The following is a 15,325-nucleotide window of genomic DNA, read 5'->3' on the forward strand; positions in this document are numbered from 1 at the left end:
CGCACCCAAGAAACGTGGGCACCGGGACCCGCCTATTGCGAATTTCACACCGCGACTTTCACTTCAGCGTCGGCCTGGCTACGACTCGCGAGGCGACCCGCCCAGATGATCCAGGCGAACAACGCCAGCACGCCGAACACGTCCACCGCGCCCAGCCAGGACAGGATGCCCGGCCGCGACATGGTCCAGATCGAATCCTGGAAGAACCCGAGCACCCACGGCACGCCGATCAAGGTCACCACGAGCCAGTACCCCGCGAGCACCCGCGCCCCGGGGGCATCGCGCAGCGGACCGTAGACCAGCCACAGGATCACCGGCACCAGCCAGATCCAGTGATGCGACCACGAGATCGGCGACACCATCAGCCCGAACAGCTGCACGATGATCAGCGTGCCGAGCCGGTCGTCGGAACGCAGTGCGCGCCAGGCGAAGAACCCGAGTACCGCGGTCACCAGCACCGCGGCGATCCACACCGGGCCCGACACCACGTCGTGGCCGAGCAGGCGGCTGAGCGCGCCGCGCAGCGACTGATTGGTCGACGAACCCACCGGGCCGATCCGCTTGGCGTCGCCGAGCAGCTCCCGGAAGTACTTGTTGGTCTCCCCCGGCGTCAGCAAGTAGGTCAGGCCGATGGTGCCGAAGAAGACCACCGCCGACCACAGCGCGGTGAACCAGCGCTTGCGGGCCGCGAAGTACAGCCCGGTGACCGCCGGGGTGAGCTTGATGCCCGCCGCCACGCCGACCAGCGTGCCCGACACCCACCACCGCGAGCTGCGCACGGCGACCATGGCCAGCAGCACCAGGAAGACATTGACCTGGCCGTAGTCGAAGGTCGTGCGCACCGGCTCGAGCCACATCCCGACGGCCGTCCACGCGACCGCGGCTGTGCGCCAACGCTGTTCGCGCATGGCCTCGGACCCCAGGATCATCTCCAGCGCGAACCACACCACACCGAACAGCGCCGCCACCGTGGCCAGCAGCCACCCGATGGCGACCACGCCGAACGGCAGAAAGTGCAAGGGGTAGAACACCAGCGCCGCGAACGGCGGATAGGTGAAGGGCAGCGGGAAGTCCGGCGTCTTACTGGCGTCGGTGTACTCGTAGAGGTGCCCGCTGCCGAGATTCGCCGAGCCGTCGACGTAGACGTGGAGGTCCACGAAGTTCATGCCATTGGGCAATAGCAGGACCCACAGCAGACGGGCCAGCACCGAAATACCCAGTGCCGCGGCGGCCATATGGAAGTGTCGTTTCACGGCACGTCTTTCAGCTCGGGCGGTCTACGGCCGCGGCCAGCCTAGTCGTAGCCCGAAATGCGCCGCGCATCGGACGCGCTGCGTAACATTTGCATCACCAGCCCCATTGGTAACACACATTCTGGTCGGTCGTTCGATAGCGTCAGCTGATCAAGTTCGCCAAGATCACACGCTGGCTGTACAACACGGCAGCCCGGTCCCTAGAGTGGCGCGGAGCGATGGGGCTCCATCGCCGCTAGTTGTACCCGAGGTAAGGACGGCTACACCAGTGCTTCGCACCCGAGGAACGCGGTTCACAGTCTCCGCGCTGGCCCTGGCGGCCTGCGCCACCGTCGCCGTGCCGACTGCGGCAGAGGCGAAGCCCGCGCCCGCCCTGAGCGCGGTGTCGATTCCGATGATCCCCGAAGGGGTTCCGGTCGACGCCCTGGCCTCGCTGATCCCCGCCATCGTGGGAGCGGCCGCCGGGCCCGCCGATATCGCCGATGCCGGCCCGAAGAACACCATCCTCGCCCAGGCCAAGCAGCTGCTGGAGAACAGCAATCTGCCGCCGCAGGTGAAGACCACGCTGCTCGCGGTCATCAAGTTCCTCGACGGCAGTGGCGGCGGCGGCCCGGACATTCCGGAGGACGGCCCGGTCATCTCGCAGTTCCTGTGGCCGACCATCGGCAAGGGCTGCATCTCCTCGTCCGCCGACTCGGTGGGCACCGCGCTGGCCGTCGCCGGTCCCGCGCAGCTGCCCCCGCCGGGACCCGCGCAGGGCCAGGCCGGTTTCGTGTTCACCGCGCTGGGCACCAAGCGGCCCACCGACCCCCAGCCCGTCCCGATGACGGTGCAGTGGCTGAACCTGGACACCCGCGCCACCGGCACCATGAACCTGACCGACGACGCCAAGATCAACCCGGACGGCCCGGCCACCCTGTCGGCCATCGCCAACACCGGCGCCGGTCGCGTGGTCGCCGTCGTCTCGGGTTCGCTGACCACCCAGTCCGACCCGGAGGCGCAGCCGATCACCTGCTCCTTCCTGCCGACCATCGGCTTCTTCACGGTCTAGTCTCGGCGCACGCCGAGAATTCGCCCCCGTCCCTCCCGAGCGAAAGCCCGGGAGCGACGGGGGCGAAATCGTTTGCAGGAGCGGCTTCCTGTGGTAGACCGCTAACTATGGCCGCTGTTTCCAACCCTCTGCGGGGACTGCATTCGCGCCGATCGATCCTCTCGATTCGCTCGGAGGGATCGATCCTGTCGATCGGCTCGGCCTATTCGATCCTGTCCATCGGCAGCGTGGGCTCGGTGCTGTCGATCGGGTCGGTGGGCTCGTTCGGCTCTCTCATCTCCTCGGCGTCCTTCGGCAGCCTGGGATCCGCCTTCTCCGGCCTGTCCCGCTTCTCGCTGTTCTCCTGGAACGGCAATGGGCAGGCCTTCGCCAACGGCTCCGACGAGGAACACAACGATCCCCACCTGATGCTCCGGGTCGTCCCCGAAGAGCCCGATCTGGTGCGGGACCCCACCTGCCACTGCCAGACCTAGAGACCGTTGCCGACTTCGTCGACCAGCTGAAGTCGGGCCACTACGCGGACACCGGGTTCCCAGCCCACTCCCTGTTCATCTTCGTGTCCCGCTGCCACCGGCAGCGGGACACGAGAGCTGCGAGAGTCGGGTGGTCACCACCACTGGCCGTACTGCGGGGCCAGGACAGAATTGACGTCCACGGAGATGCCGCCCACCTCGCGCTGGTCGATCTCGAACTGGTGCAGGGCGGCGGCGGGGTGGACGTAGCCCTTCGGGGTGCCCCAATTGTGCTGCCAGAAGAACGAACCCAGCCCGACGTCGCGAATGTTGTCGATGGTCGGCGAGTTGGCGTACACGCCGGTGCGCCCGTGCCCGATGACGGTTTCCCACCCGCGCAGGTAGGGCTCGATCATCGACTCGAACTCCTCGTCGCTGGGGTTGTCGTCGATGGACGCGTAGATCGGCGCGCTGTCCGGGCCGCCCGCGGCCTTGTGCAGTACCAATCCCCGTGCGGCGTGCTTCAATCCGGCCGGGTAGCCGCCGCGCCAGTCGGCGGTCGGGCCTTTGCCGAACTGGTAGCAGGACACCACCGACAGGCCCGCGGTGCGCAGGGCGTCGACCTCGCGGGCGAGCAGCGGTTTGCCTTCCATCCATTCCGCGCCGGGCCGCCGGTCGGAGACGTAGCGGATGACGCCCATATGGCCGTCGTCGCTGATGGATTGGGCCGTGGGGACGCCGCCCGCGTAATCGAGCAGGGTGCCGAGGGATTCCTTGGCGGCGGCGGTGGCGGGTGGGAGGGCCATTCCAGCGGTGACCCCGGCGGCCAGGGCCGTTGCCCCGGAGAGGAAATTCCGTCGGTTGACAGGGGCAGAACTCATCACGGCTCCTTCGCGCACTGGTCGAACATTCCGATCGAGTGCTGGAGGAGTCTGGCTCTGGACCTATTCGGTCCACCTGCGGCGTACCCGGCGCACCTTCCCCGATGACAACAAGATCATCCGCGCGCCGGGAGCCCCTGAACGTGCCCTCATTTCACCATATTCACATTGGAATCGCCAGACTCATCGAGCACATCGGCACCATATGTCACATCGATGGAAAACCAGGCAACGACCGGCCGACAGCGAACAAATAGCTAGGAATTTTCGTGGCCGCCGGCAGCCGTCAGACGCGGGTCTTGTTCAGCTGCGCGCCCACGTCGATGGTCCGGCGCGAAACGTCCGCCACCTCGGTCCGCACGACCGTCGCCACCTGCGCGGCGATCTGCTTGCGCATACCCGCGAGCTTGCCCAGGGCGGCGGCCCGCCAGCCCTCGGCGGTCATCTCCAGATCGATGTCGCGAGCCCGGGGCGGGGCGGCGTCGATGACGATCAGCAACGGTTCGGCGGCCCGCGCGGTGAGGGCCACGGGCACGTTCACCTCGGCCCGGTAGCGGTTGGTCTTCAGCACGTCCACGCTGATGTCCAGGCTGACCGGAATGGTGAGGTCGAAGCGCACCAGCGCGGGATCGTGGACTTCGGCGGCAGTGGCTTCGGCGGCCTGCGCGGCCGCGGCGGATTCGGCGGCGGCCCTGGGCAATTCGGCGATCCGCGGCGCGGGCGGTGCCGCCGGGGCGGCCGGCGCGGCGGCGGCCACCTTGGGTAGTCGCACGCTGCCCTGCACCCAGACCTCGGCCTTGTTGCCGGGGCCGGTGCGCAGCGGCCCGACCTCGATGGGTTTGCCGGCCATCGACTCCACCACCTGCCGGACCCGGTCCGCGGTGACGATCAGGTCGAAGAATCGGTGCCCGAACTCGTCGTAGCCGATCCATGCATGGGTGGGGCGGCCCTTGTAGGGCGAGCGGGTGCCGTCCAGGATGGCCTGCACGTCGAAGGTGCGGCCGCGCTGGGAGTCCGGGTCGGCCAGGATCGTGTTGATCCGGTTGGCGACCTCGCGCTGCACCAGCTGCGCGATCGGGTTGAGCAGGACTTCCCAGGCGGTGCCGATGGCTTGCGCGCGCATGACGAAGCTCACGTCGCGGCCGGTGACCGGGGGGATGTCGATGACGATGAGCAGCGGGTCGGCGGTGCGCGCGTGCATGGTGAGGTCGATCTCCACGACCGCCTCCAGCCGCAGCCGCTGTCCGCCGAGGGTGACGTCGACCCGCAGGGTGACCGGGAGCATGACGTCGAAATGCACGTGGGGGGCGCGCCGGATGATGGTGGGCTTGCCGATGCTGCCCTTGGCCACGAAGCGGGCCAGTCCGGCGGGCCCGATTCCGAAGGGCCCGATGGTGATTCCCCGCCCGGCCACGCTGGAGACCGCGGATTCGATCCGGGATTCCGTCACCGCCGCCGCCACGAAACGTTCGCCGAATTCGGCGTAATCGATCCAGGTCGGTGCGTCGGGCAACGTCATCCAGCTCTTTCTTCGGGCGGGGACCCCTGTCCTGCCGATGAGGGGGCAGCAGGACAGGGATCAATCGGCGACGCTGCCGGGCGCCGCCGAAACCATCGTAGGCGGAAGATGCGCTCGGTTGTACACCCCGCCCCGCGTGTTTCCAGAATGTGGAATCAGCGCGTTCCCAATCGCCCGAAACCGACCAGCCCAGTTGTGCCGGATGGGCGGAATTCATGGATGGCGACGCCACCGGATTCTCCGGCTTCATTGCCACCCACCGTGGTGATCGTATCCGAATCCACCGCGATCACAATATTCGTGTGCTGATGGAACACACTGGAATCGGAGTACAGGACAACGTCTCCGACACGCGGTAGATAACCCGCGTTCGCCTCCCCGAAACGGCGCTGACCCCGGTAGTACTCCTCCAGCGTGTAAACGCCGGGTATACGCCAGGATCCGGAATTCGGATTGTGCAGCGGTTGCCCGGCGGCACGCATCACCCAGCTCACGAAGTCGGCGCACCACGGTTCGGCAATACCCTCGGAGTATTTGTCGCGTCCGCCCTGTTCCTCGAATTGTTGCCGCAGCACATCCACCACGCGGTTCTGCGCGGCGGTCAACCCGATGGAATCGATGGCCGGAAAATCGTGCACCAGGCCGCCGGCCAGGTTGCGCGGACCGGTGAACGGATCCGCCCCGGGGTGTCCGTGCTGCCACCAGCGCACCCCGGCCACTCCCCCGGCCGCGAGGCCGCCGACCACCACCAGCGCCAGGATGGTTGCCAGCGTCCGGCGACCGACCGCCCACGTCGTCATATCGCCCTCCCCCTTCGGCCGATGATCGGCCTCGAGGATTAGGACGTCTCACACCGCTGGGAAGTTCCCTCGGCCGCCCGCTCGGCCGATTCGGCGGCCGGGTCGAGGCGGCCGTGGCCGATCGCGCCCAGCCGCCCGGCCCGCATCAGGCCCAGGCCCGCGGGCGCGAGCTCGCCCAGCTGGGTGCGCAGCCGGGCCTGGAGTTCCGTCCCGGCGGACCGGTGTCCGGCGGCGCGCGTGTGGTCGCCGAGGTAGGCGGCCAGTTCGGCGAGCACGAAGTCCATCGGCCCCATGGCCGAGGCTCCCGATTCCAGCCCGCAGACGGTGCCCGCGTACGGCAGCAGCTTCGCGTAGATGTCGCGCGCCTCGGCGGGTTCGTCGAGTGCGATGGCCAGGCGAGCCTTCACCGCGGTGAAGGTGGACCAGAACTGCGGGGCGAGGGGCGGCGCGGCGGCGAGGGTGCGGCGGGCCTCCTCGGGGCGGCCCGCGTCCACGAGCGCGAGCGCGTAGCCGTGGACGAACAGCTCGGGTTTGAGCGCGGTTCGTTCGCGCAGGTCGTTCAGATACTCCGACATGTCGCCGCGCAGCCAGCCGATGGACACGGCGATGCCGACGTGCAGCGCGTTGGTGTCGCGGGTCGGTTCGGCCGCGCCCTCCAGCGAGTGCGCCACCAGGTCGTCGACGCCCGCGCCGCCCGCGGCGAGCAGGCGCAGCACCTCATCGGTGTTGCCGCGCAACAACTCCAGCACCATGCCGAAGGGCGCGATGGCGTCGAGCAGGTGCCGCAGCTGCCCGTCGGTGGCGTAGGCCCCCGCCTGGGCGGCGTGTTCGGCGGCGGCCACCAGGTCGGCGTCGGCGAGGGTGGCGCGGAACAGCAGATAGTGTGCGAGCGCGCGGAATTCGGTGAGCTCGGCCTCGGTGGAGATGCGCAGCAGGTGGGTGGCGTAGCGCCGCAGGTCGTGGGCACGCAGGAAGCCGGCCGCCGCGAAGGCCGCGAACGCCTGCGCGTTGAGCACCGTGCAGAGCAGATCCGGATCGCCGAGCGGCTCGGCCAGCGCCATCGCGGTGGCCGCCAGCACGCAGGCGGCGGCCGGATCCTCGACCGCGCGATCGAAGACAGCGGTGACCTGCAACATGATTCGCGTCCGCACCGGCTGCACCGGATCGGCCGACGCGGCCCGCAACGGCCCCCGCAGCCCCGGATCGGGCGTGTGCCAGTCGTGCACCGACCAGATCAGCGGCGTCGGCCAGCAGGTGACCGCGTGCGCGAGAACCGCTGTCCCACCGACCGATTGGGCCAGATCCAGCGCCTGCGCGCGCGCCGCCCGCGCCGCGATGTGCTGCCCGTCGTAGGCCAGCGCCACCACCAGCTCGCATCGCGCCTCCAGCACCGCCAGCCGATCCCGCTGCGCCGCACCCTCTCCGGTGTGCCCCGCCAGATCGTGCAAGGCCAGCACCGACCGCCACCGCCGCACGGCATCGGCCCGCATCCGCCGCTCCACGCACCGCCGCGCCGCCGCCCGCACATAGGGCAGCGCCACCGTCGCGGTCTCACCGTCGGCCCCGAGCGCCGCGTGATGCGCCAGCTCGTCGATATCCCGACCGCGAGGAACCCGAGGCTCCTCGATGTCGGAATAGGCTCCGGCGAAGGGGAACTCGGCCGCGAACCCACCGATCGCCGATGTACTCAGAGCTGTCATGGCCGACGTGTATGCGGCATCCCGGGTGCCGCGCGCCGACGCCGCGCCCAGCCCTCCGGTCACCCCGCCCGCCGCGCCGGGGATGCCACTCGCCGTCCCGGGAACGCCGTTCGCCACACCCGGGACACCACTCACCGCGCCGCGCACGCCGTCCGCCACGCCGGGACCGCCACCAACCCTGCCGGGCACGCCACTTGTCGCGCCGGACATTCCACTCGCCGGGCCAGGCATTTCAACTGTCGTGCTCGGCATTCCGCTCGCGGTACCGGTCAATCCACTCGCGTTGGCACCGCTTCCGTGCGCGAAAGCCGCGCCGGTGTCACCGGCGGCGTACTTGATTCCGGCTTGGAACAATCCCGCCATCCGCAGCGAAGCCGCCGAGAGCGCCGACGGATCGGGTTTCGGCGCGCGCGGACCCGGGACGTTGCCGGTTGCCGCGGCCACCTCGTCCGCGCCGCGCAGCGCCGACAACGTGCGATCGATGCGAGATCCGTTGGGGTACTCCGGCATTCCGAGGAGGGCGGCGACCACTTCGTCGGCCCCACGCAGTGCGGACAGCGCCCGGTCCGCCGCGAGGGGGAAGCCCGCACCGTCGGTCCGGGGACGGGCCGACGAACTTCCGGCATCGGGTTCATGTCCCGAGCCGAACGGGTCGCGGGTCTCGGCTCCGGGGTCATGGCGCAGGTATTCGAAAGCGGCCCAGTGCATTCGGGTGCGGCGCAGCGCGGGCAGGTCGTAGTAGACGGTTTCGCGGACAAGCGCGTGGTCGAAGGCGACGCGCCCGGCCCGGTCGGTGCGCAGCAGCCGCGCGGTTTCGCCGGTGGCGACGAGGTCGATGACAGTGTCGTGGGACTGCCGGGTGGAACCCGCGAGCGTGGCGATATCACTGTCGCCCCAGACCGACAGGTGGCGCAGCAGGTCCACCACGCCCGGCGGCAGCTGGGCGATCCGGCGCCCGAGCAGGTCGCGCACGCTGTCCGGCAGTGCGTCGGTGATGCCTTGGGTGGCAACGAGTTTGGCGAGTTCGCGCACGAACAGCGGGTTGCCGCCGGTGCGGCGGCGCAGCAGTTCGACGGTGCGGTCGTCGAGGGCGGCGAGTCCGGCGGCGGCCGCGGCGCGGCGGGTCCCGGCCATGTCGAGTCCGTCGAGTTCGATGCGGTCGGCGGTGAACAGGGCCAGCGCGGCGGCGGTGTCGCGGACGCCGGGTCCGGCTTCGGTGCCGCGCAGGGTGGCGATGATGAGGATCGGGCTGTCGCGCAGCCAGTTCACCACCTGCCGCAGGACCTGCAGGGTGGCGGTGTCCGCGCCGTGCACGTCCTCGAGCACGATGGCGACGGGTGTCCCGGCGGACCGTTCCCGGCAGGACCGGACCACGCGGCGGGCCAGGGTGAAAGCGTCGGCGGCGGTGAAGGTTTCGGGGTCGGCGGCGTCGAGTCCGGTGAGCACTTCGGCCCAGGACCAGGCGGGCGGCGCGGAGTCGACCTCGGGGCAGCGGCCGAAGACGGTGGTCCAGCCGCGTTCGCTCAGGTGCGTGGTGATGGCGGTGGCGAGGGTGGTCTTCCCGGCCCCGGCCTCGCCGGACAGCCAGACCAGCCGCACGTGGCCTTCGGCGGCGGCTTCGGCGGCGGCCAGCACGGCGTCGCGCTGGGCGGCATATCCGCTGTCCGGCAAAGGTTCCGGGGCGGGCAGGGGTTCGGGTTCGGCGGGCCGGACCACCACGGCGGGCGGCGCGGTCTCGGCGTCCACCGAGTGGGTGAGGATGGCGGTTTCCAGGTCGCGCAGCGCGGGTCCGGGGTCGACCCCGAATTCGAGGGTGAGGAATTCGCGGCTGCGGCGCACCGTGGCGAGCGCGTCCAGCGACTGTCCCAGTCGGTATTGGGCGAGGGCGAGCAGCCGGGCGGTCTCCTCGCGGCCGGGGTGCTCCTCGAGGATGGGCCGCAGCGCCAGCACCACTTCGGCGGGCCGGTTCATCTCGAGCGCCGCCTGGGCGCGCAGTTCGGCCGCGGTCATCTTGAGCGCCTGCAGCCGCGCGGTCTCCTGGGTCGCCCAGGTCATGCCGGGGAAGGATTCGAAGGCCCCGCCGTGCCAGCAGGCGAGCGCGGAGTCGAGCACCCGCACCTGTTCGAGGGGTTCGGGTCGTCCGGCGGGATCGCGCATGGCGGCCTCGTGCCCGTGCAGCAGTTGTTCGAAGAGCCAGGAGTCGACCTGGTTGGGTTCGAGGTTGAGCGCGTAGCCGTGGGATTCGGAGACGATGACGCGCGAGTGGGCGCGGCGTGGCCGGTCGGGTTCGAAGACGCGACGCAGGTTGTGGATGTACACCTGGAGCGCGGCAACGGCTTTGGCGGGCGGGTCGCCGTGCCAGAGATCGTCGATGAGCCGTTCGGTGGGCACCACGCGGCCGCCGGCGGCGACCAGCCGGCCCAGTACCGCGCACTGCATGGGCGCGCCCGGGGGCACACGCTGGCCATCGATGCTGATGTGCAGCGGGCCCAGCACCCCGATCCTTATCAGCGCCATAGCCGGTGTCCGACCCCCATACCCACTTCGAATAAAACCAAACAGGATCCTCTCAATATGGCAGAAATTCTGCGGCAGTACCCAGTCTTGTGATCCGGCTTAACTCGATACGAAGTCATTCCGAAGAGCTATCCCGCACACTGCCTAGGGTGTTCGACCCCTCTCCGCCGCCCGACGCCGATCTCGCGGTGCTACACAGCCTCCCGCATCCGGCCTGCCTGCACGACGGCGGCTACGACGTGGTCGCAGCCAACGACGCCTTCAAGAAATTGTTCCCTGGCACGGGCCCGGGCGCGAATCTGATGACCGCGATCCTGCTCGAACCCATGGCCCGCTATCGGTTGGGCGACTGGGAAGCCGAGGCGCAGGTGATGGTGTCGGCGTTCCGGGCCGCCGCCCCCGAGCTGCGGCCGGATCGGGTGGAGGAGATCGTCAATCTGGCCCGCCGCTCCCCCGACTGGGATCGCCTGTGGGACAGCGGGGTCGTCCCGGCCGCGCCCTACGAGCGCACAGTGCTGATGAACGATCCGCTGACCCGCAAGGAGCGGCGGATGTACGTGCAGACCTTCGAGTTCCGGTCGCCGCAGCGGCCGTGGTGGCTGCTGACCGTGGTCCCGTTCGACTAGGCCTCCGCGGCCGGGATCTCGAACCAGCCGTCCTCGGGTTCGGCGTATCCGTGGTACATGAGCGGGATGCGCCGGTCGACGCCGAAATGCCGGTAGACGGCGAGCATGGCGGATCGGACGGCGTAGTTGTGGAAGTCGTCGATGCGGCGCGGGCCGAGCCAGTGTTCGGGGAGCAGTTCGAGCCGGGCCAGCTCGTCGGGATCGTCCGCGTCCAGCCCGATGGGGGGCTCCGGATCGGCGATGAAGTGATCGTGCAGGACCACGTGCATCCGGTGCGGGTCGTGCTGTCCGGCGGTGAAGGCCAGGAATCGGGTTCGGATGCTGGGTACGCCGTGCGCGTGCAACCACTCGACGAGGTGGGGGTTGGGGCTCGGGATCGGGTCGGGCGACCAGCGGGGTCCGGCGGCGAGCGGCGCCTGCTCGACCAGGTGCAGGACTCCGGCTCCGGGCACGCGGGGTTCGGGGACGAGGAACAGGCTCAGGACCGGGGATCCGGACACGCTGTCGGAGAGGCAAACTTTCGTGCGCATGGGGTCGGGCATGCGCCGCTCCTTCGGGAGAACGGTTGCTGGCATGGTCATCCGAGGTGGTGCCGGCTCGTCGAGTGACCAGACTCGGACAGATCCCTCCTCGACGCCCGACCGGTGCAACACCCGGAATTATAGTCGCCGGCCATCGATCGGACCGACCGGTCTTTCGGCCGGTCCGATCGGGTTCGCGGGCGCTTCTCCGGCCTACGCGCCGACCAGACGACTGCGCGTCCCCGGCGCGGGCAGCGCCGCCAGTTCGCCCTCGATGACGGCCCGGACATGGGGCCACTCGTCCTCCAGGATCGAATAGAACGCGGTGCTGCGCACCTCGCCGTCCAGCCCGCGCGAATGCGCCCGCCGGACCCCGTCGCTGGTGGCGCCGAGCCGTTCGATCGCCATGCGGGAGCGCAGGTTCCGGACGTCGGCGCGCATGGCGATGCGCCGCACCCGCCACACCTCGAAGGCGTGTTGGAGTAACAGCAGTTTGGACTCCAGGTTGATGCCCGCGCCACGGGCCTCCCGGGACAGCCAGGTGTTCCCGATCTCGGCGGCGTCGGGCACCGCCAGCAGCGGATCGTCACTGGGCGCGCCGTGGACCAGCGGCCACACCACCGGACCCTGCCAATAGTCGAAGCGGGTGAACCGGGTCGAGCCCAGTATCCGGCCGCCGGCCATGGCCACGATGGCGAAGGCCACCGAGGTGCCCGAGGCATGCCCGGCCAGCGCCTGGGCGATGTATTCCAGCGCCTCGTCCACACCGTGCGGGACAGGAGTGAACGCATAGTCGTCGCGATTCCCCGCCGCGGCCTCCGCGAGACCCGACGCATGCTGCGGCGCAAGGGGTTCCAGCCGTACCAGACGGCCGGTCAGAGTAACGGGTACGGGCACGTTCCCTCGATCTTTCGGAGACGGTCGGGGGTCGCGTCAGGCATTGGCCGCCCCGGCCACCCACTCCGGAATCGACGAACCAGCCCTGGCGCGCCAGTAGCAGCATCGGATAGTGGGATGAACGATAGCGGAACACCAGCGCACCGCGCCGCAGGCGGCATGTAAATTTCGAGCGCTTTTCCGCGCGTCGCGCCGCTATTTTCACAGGTGTCATTCAGCCGATTCCGAGCCGACCGTCCGCTACCATCCGGCGACTCCGCCGCGACCTCCGGAAACGTCGAATACCTATGCGCTGGAAGGTATTACTACGCCGTCGTTCCGCGCCAGAACCCGCCATGGACGGCCCACGCCTCCGCGAGCTCGACCGGCCCCACCACCGCGATCCTCCGCTGCCCCGCCGCGAATACCGCCCGGCACGTCAGCGCCATCGTCGGGTTCTCCCGATTCGCCCCGGTCAGCCCCAGCAGCTGGTCTTCCCCGAGTGCATAAACCACCCGCCCGATATTCGCCCAATAGATCGCCCCGGCGCACATGACACAGGGCTCACAACTGGTGTAAACCGTACAGCCACGCAGAAACTCGGCATCATAAGCCGCAGTGGCCGCCCGGACCAGATTCGTCTCCGCGTGCCCGGTCGCATCCCTTCCGGTCACCACCGTGTTCTCGGCCTCCAGCAACACCGCCCCATCGGGCCCGGTGAGCAACGCCCCGAATGGGTGATTGCCCCGTTCCCGCGCCCGCCCCGCAATGGCGATAGCGGCCGCGAGAAGACGGGTATCCAGGTCGGTCGGGAAGCTCTCCTGCGAACCGGGGTTCATCGCACCATCATCACCCACCGGGACGGCGCGCGGCGCTCCGGCCGCGAGGTCCGGGCCCCGGATGGGGCTCGGAGTCGTCCTCGCTCGCGAACTCATCGAACGATTCGAGCGAATGGGATCGAACTCGGGAACGGCTCCGCCGCCTCGGCTCGTCTCGACGATGGCGATCTGCATGTTCACGAGTGACGCGGCAGCTCCGGCGGCCGCCGATCCTGTTGCACTGGTGCAGGATTCGTTCGAATCCGCTCCAACGGAGCTGGCCGGGCGTGAACGGCGACGTCCTGTGGACCCGGGAGATCGCCGCGAACGCCGCCTCTGACCTGGGCTCGTTAAAGCACAGTGCTGCAACATCCGTGCAAATCGGGCGAACTTTGGGCTAGCTTCCGAAGGGTGCGGTCGCTGTGGGCACTCGATACCAGGAGGCATCCCATGAGATCCAAGCGCGCGGCATTGGGGCTGGCCACGGCCATTCTCGCGGTTGCGTTCGGCGCGGGCGTCGCCGCCGCCGATCCAGACGATCCTGGCACCGCGGGCACGGGCCCCGACTCAGAGCTCTGCCCGTACCCCGATGTGAACAATCCGTATTGCACCTCCTTCCCCGACGATCACAACAACGAGGGCGATATGGGCAACGGTCACGACGAAGGGGGCGTGGGCGGCCACCGCTGAACCGGGCCGTCAGCAGCCGAGCCCCAGTCCGGACACCGGGTGGGGGCTCAGCTGATCGGGTTTCCTCCGCTACCGGATCAGAGTGCGGTCGAACAGGGCCAGCAGTTCGCGGTAGTGCCGTTCGGAGGCTTCGGAGTCGTAGGCAGCGGTGTCGGCCTGGGTGTAGCCGTGTTGGGCGCCCTCGTAGACCTCGGTGCGGTGGCGGACGCCGGCGGCGTCCAGCGCCTTGTCGAACTGGGCGATGTGCTCCGGGGTCATGTGGTGATCGTCGCCCGCGTGGGCGAAATACAGTTCCGCGGTGATGTTTCCGACCGTCAGGTGCGGGCTGTCCGGGGTGTCGGTGACGAGTGGACCACCGTGGAATCCGGCCACCGCCGCGATCCTGTCCGGGAACATGGCGGCGGACACGACCGCCAGCCGCGCACCCATGCAGTAGCCGGTGACGCCCACCTTCCCCTCGGTGACCTGCGGCGACGCCGCCAGCCACGCGAGGTAGGCGCCGACGTCCGAACGCAGGACGTCCGGTGTCAGCTCGCGGATCATGGGGAAGAGCTGCTGGAAGATCTCGGGCCGCTGTACCGGGTCGATGAGGTCCGGCAGCTCGATCACCGGTGCCCGCCCGTGCCGGTAATAGGCGTTGGGCAGCAGGACGGTGTAGCCGTGGGCGGCGATCCGATCGGCCAGCGCCCGCAGGCTGGGCCGCAGTCCGAAACCGTCCTGAATCACCAGCACTCCCGGATGGGCGGCGCCATCGTCCGGACAGGTGAGATACGCGTCGGCGACACCATCGGGTGTGTGCACGTCGACCGACATACCGCGCGTGTGAGTCATCGTCGAATCCTCTTGTCGTAGTTGATGTGCTGTGATCAACACGACGAGGGCGGAGCCCGTGCGGCGCTCAGCGGAGCACCGGGTAACCAATCCGTGTGCGGCGCAAGCCAGTCCCGGTAGTCATCGCCTCACACTGTAACCGAAGCCACCGATCTTGGTCATTGACCTCGAGTGGGGTTGGGGTTCGAAGATTGTGACATGACAACCACGGAACTCGATCGGACCGAAGACATCGCCGCCATCAACGCCGTCGTGGCCGCGGTGGCCGAGGCGCAGCGCGCAGAGGACGCCGACGCCTTCCTCGCCCTGTTCCACCCCGATGCCATCTGGACCACCGGCGGCGGCAAATTCCTCGACGGCCTCACCGAGATCTCCGAGTTCACCCGCGCCGTACTCCCCGGCGCCACCAAGGACGGCTACGCCACCTACGAGCCGTTCTTCATCCGCTTCATCCGACCGGACGTGGCCGCGGTCAAGGTCCGCCAGCAGTACTTCGACCACGCCGACGAACTCCAGGCCCAGGGCTCGCCGCTGTACGGCATGACCAAGGAAGACGGCCGCTGGCTGCTCACCTTCTGCCAGAACACCCCGGTCACCGACCACTGACCGACCCCGCGGCCACGGAGAGCCACAGGATTGAGCCCCGCCCGGATCACCGGGCGGGGCTCAATCAGTCTGCGAGAGAAGCGGTTCGACTGCCGACTCCGCTTTCTCCGGTGACGCTTTCGACGAAACGCCACGTCCGCTTCACCCGAGCTGCCCGGCGGGCGGCGCGAGCGGCGTGGCCGGA

General features: G+C 69.2%; 13 protein-coding genes and 1 pseudogene. 5 read left to right on the forward strand and 9 right to left on the reverse strand.

The window, feature by feature from the left end; all coding sequences use genetic code 11:
- Nucleotides 1–44: 44 nt before the first annotated feature.
- Nucleotides 45–1,274 (reverse strand): annotated as a pseudogene (locus tag ACQPYY_RS28515) (mannosyltransferase); the annotation flags it as partial.
- A gap of 247 nt (nucleotides 1,275–1,521) precedes the next feature.
- On the opposite strand from ACQPYY_RS28515, the gene ACQPYY_RS28520 reads away from it, so the two are divergent.
- Complete coding sequence (locus ACQPYY_RS28520; RefSeq protein ID WP_379093648.1) at nucleotides 1,522–2,304, forward strand: Rv1157c family protein; 783 nt, start codon at nucleotides 1,522–1,524, stop codon at nucleotides 2,302–2,304.
- A gap of 107 nt (nucleotides 2,305–2,411) precedes the next feature.
- On the forward strand, nucleotides 2,412–2,777 hold the full coding sequence (locus ACQPYY_RS28525) for a hypothetical protein (protein ID WP_357283263.1): 366 nt from the start codon (nucleotides 2,412–2,414) through the stop codon (nucleotides 2,775–2,777).
- A 134-nt stretch (nucleotides 2,778–2,911) separates the two neighbouring features.
- On the opposite strand, the gene ACQPYY_RS28530 is transcribed toward ACQPYY_RS28525, so the two are convergent.
- From ACQPYY_RS28530 to ACQPYY_RS28545, 4 genes are all read right to left on the reverse strand, one after another.
- Nucleotides 2,912–3,637, reverse strand: a complete 726-nt coding sequence (locus ACQPYY_RS28530) for a DUF1906 domain-containing protein (protein WP_433591658.1) — start codon at nucleotides 3,635–3,637, stop codon at nucleotides 2,912–2,914.
- Nucleotides 3,638–3,923: 286 nt separating this feature from the next.
- A complete protein-coding gene (locus tag ACQPYY_RS28535; protein ID WP_433591659.1) occupies nucleotides 3,924–5,156 on the reverse strand; it encodes a hypothetical protein in 1,233 nt (410 codons plus the stop codon).
- 155 nt (nucleotides 5,157–5,311) lie between these two features.
- The gene (locus ACQPYY_RS28540; RefSeq protein ID WP_433591660.1) at nucleotides 5,312–5,956 is read right to left on the reverse strand and encodes a CHAP domain-containing protein; all 645 of its coding nucleotides are present in this window, start codon (nucleotides 5,954–5,956) and stop codon (nucleotides 5,312–5,314) included.
- Nucleotides 5,957–5,994: 38 nt separating this feature from the next.
- Nucleotides 5,995–10,173, reverse strand: a complete 4,179-nt coding sequence (locus ACQPYY_RS28545; protein WP_433591661.1) for a BTAD domain-containing putative transcriptional regulator — start codon at nucleotides 10,171–10,173, stop codon at nucleotides 5,995–5,997.
- A gap of 149 nt (nucleotides 10,174–10,322) precedes the next feature.
- Here ACQPYY_RS28545 and ACQPYY_RS28550 point away from each other — a divergent pair, with 149 nt between their 5' ends.
- Nucleotides 10,323–10,799, forward strand: coding sequence for a hypothetical protein (locus ACQPYY_RS28550; RefSeq protein ID WP_357283257.1), 477 nt, complete (start codon nucleotides 10,323–10,325; stop codon nucleotides 10,797–10,799).
- Here the strand turns inward: ACQPYY_RS28550 and ACQPYY_RS28555 are convergent.
- The 3 genes from ACQPYY_RS28555 to ACQPYY_RS28565 form a co-directional block, all read right to left on the reverse strand.
- The gene (locus ACQPYY_RS28555) at nucleotides 10,796–11,341 is read right to left on the reverse strand and encodes a hypothetical protein (protein ID WP_433591663.1); all 546 of its coding nucleotides are present in this window, start codon (nucleotides 11,339–11,341) and stop codon (nucleotides 10,796–10,798) included. The two genes, ACQPYY_RS28550 and ACQPYY_RS28555, sit on opposite strands and share 4 nt — an antisense overlap.
- Nucleotides 11,342–11,533: 192 nt before the next feature.
- The gene (locus tag ACQPYY_RS28560) at nucleotides 11,534–12,217 is read right to left on the reverse strand and encodes a GNAT family N-acetyltransferase (protein ID WP_433591664.1); all 684 of its coding nucleotides are present in this window, start codon (nucleotides 12,215–12,217) and stop codon (nucleotides 11,534–11,536) included.
- Between the two features lie 305 nt (nucleotides 12,218–12,522).
- Nucleotides 12,523–13,209 carry a nucleoside deaminase gene (locus tag ACQPYY_RS28565; RefSeq protein ID WP_433591665.1) on the reverse strand — a complete coding sequence of 229 codons (687 nt, stop codon included), beginning with the start codon at nucleotides 13,207–13,209 and terminating at the stop codon, nucleotides 12,523–12,525.
- A 255-nt stretch (nucleotides 13,210–13,464) separates the two neighbouring features.
- On the opposite strand from ACQPYY_RS28565, the gene ACQPYY_RS28570 reads away from it, so the two are divergent.
- Nucleotides 13,465–13,704 carry a hypothetical protein gene (locus ACQPYY_RS28570; RefSeq protein WP_433591666.1) on the forward strand — a complete coding sequence of 80 codons (240 nt, stop codon included), beginning with the start codon at nucleotides 13,465–13,467 and terminating at the stop codon, nucleotides 13,702–13,704.
- 69 nt (nucleotides 13,705–13,773) lie between these two features.
- On the opposite strand, the gene ACQPYY_RS28575 is transcribed toward ACQPYY_RS28570, so the two are convergent.
- Complete coding sequence (locus ACQPYY_RS28575) at nucleotides 13,774–14,535, reverse strand: dienelactone hydrolase family protein (protein WP_433591667.1); 762 nt, start codon at nucleotides 14,533–14,535, stop codon at nucleotides 13,774–13,776.
- Nucleotides 14,536–14,733: 198 nt separating this feature from the next.
- Here ACQPYY_RS28575 and ACQPYY_RS28580 point away from each other — a divergent pair, with 198 nt between their 5' ends.
- The gene (locus ACQPYY_RS28580) at nucleotides 14,734–15,141 is read left to right on the forward strand and encodes an SgcJ/EcaC family oxidoreductase (RefSeq protein WP_433591668.1); all 408 of its coding nucleotides are present in this window, start codon (nucleotides 14,734–14,736) and stop codon (nucleotides 15,139–15,141) included.
- Nucleotides 15,142–15,325 lie beyond the last annotated feature (184 nt).

Source organism: Nocardia sp. CA-145437, assembly GCF_050956485.1.
Taxonomy (GTDB): domain Bacteria; phylum Actinomycetota; class Actinomycetes; order Mycobacteriales; family Mycobacteriaceae; genus Nocardia.

What these genes read in the sequence shown, in the direction of transcription:
- ACQPYY_RS28525 (WP_357283263.1), top strand. Translation starts at nt 2,412, where the DNA reads ATGGCCGCTGTTTCCAACCCTCTGCGGGGACTGCATTCGCGCCGATCG.
- ACQPYY_RS28530 (WP_433591658.1), bottom strand. Translation starts at nt 3,637, where the DNA reads ATGAGTTCTGCCCCTGTCAACCGACGGAATTTCCTCTCCGGGGCAACG.
- ACQPYY_RS28535 (WP_433591659.1), bottom strand. Translation starts at nt 5,156, where the DNA reads ATGACGTTGCCCGACGCACCGACCTGGATCGATTACGCCGAATTCGGC.
- ACQPYY_RS28540 (WP_433591660.1), bottom strand. Translation starts at nt 5,956, where the DNA reads ATGACGACGTGGGCGGTCGGTCGCCGGACGCTGGCAACCATCCTGGCG.
- ACQPYY_RS28545 (WP_433591661.1), bottom strand. Translation starts at nt 10,173, where the DNA reads ATGGCGCTGATAAGGATCGGGGTGCTGGGCCCGCTGCACATCAGCATC.
- ACQPYY_RS28555 (WP_433591663.1), bottom strand. Translation starts at nt 11,341, where the DNA reads ATGCCCGACCCCATGCGCACGAAAGTTTGCCTCTCCGACAGCGTGTCC.
- ACQPYY_RS28565 (WP_433591665.1), bottom strand. Translation starts at nt 13,209, where the DNA reads ATGCAGATCGCCATCGTCGAGACGAGCCGAGGCGGCGGAGCCGTTCCC.
- ACQPYY_RS28570 (WP_433591666.1), top strand. Translation starts at nt 13,465, where the DNA reads ATGAGATCCAAGCGCGCGGCATTGGGGCTGGCCACGGCCATTCTCGCG.
- ACQPYY_RS28575 (WP_433591667.1), bottom strand. Translation starts at nt 14,535, where the DNA reads ATGACTCACACGCGCGGTATGTCGGTCGACGTGCACACACCCGATGGT.
- ACQPYY_RS28580 (WP_433591668.1), top strand. Translation starts at nt 14,734, where the DNA reads ATGACAACCACGGAACTCGATCGGACCGAAGACATCGCCGCCATCAAC.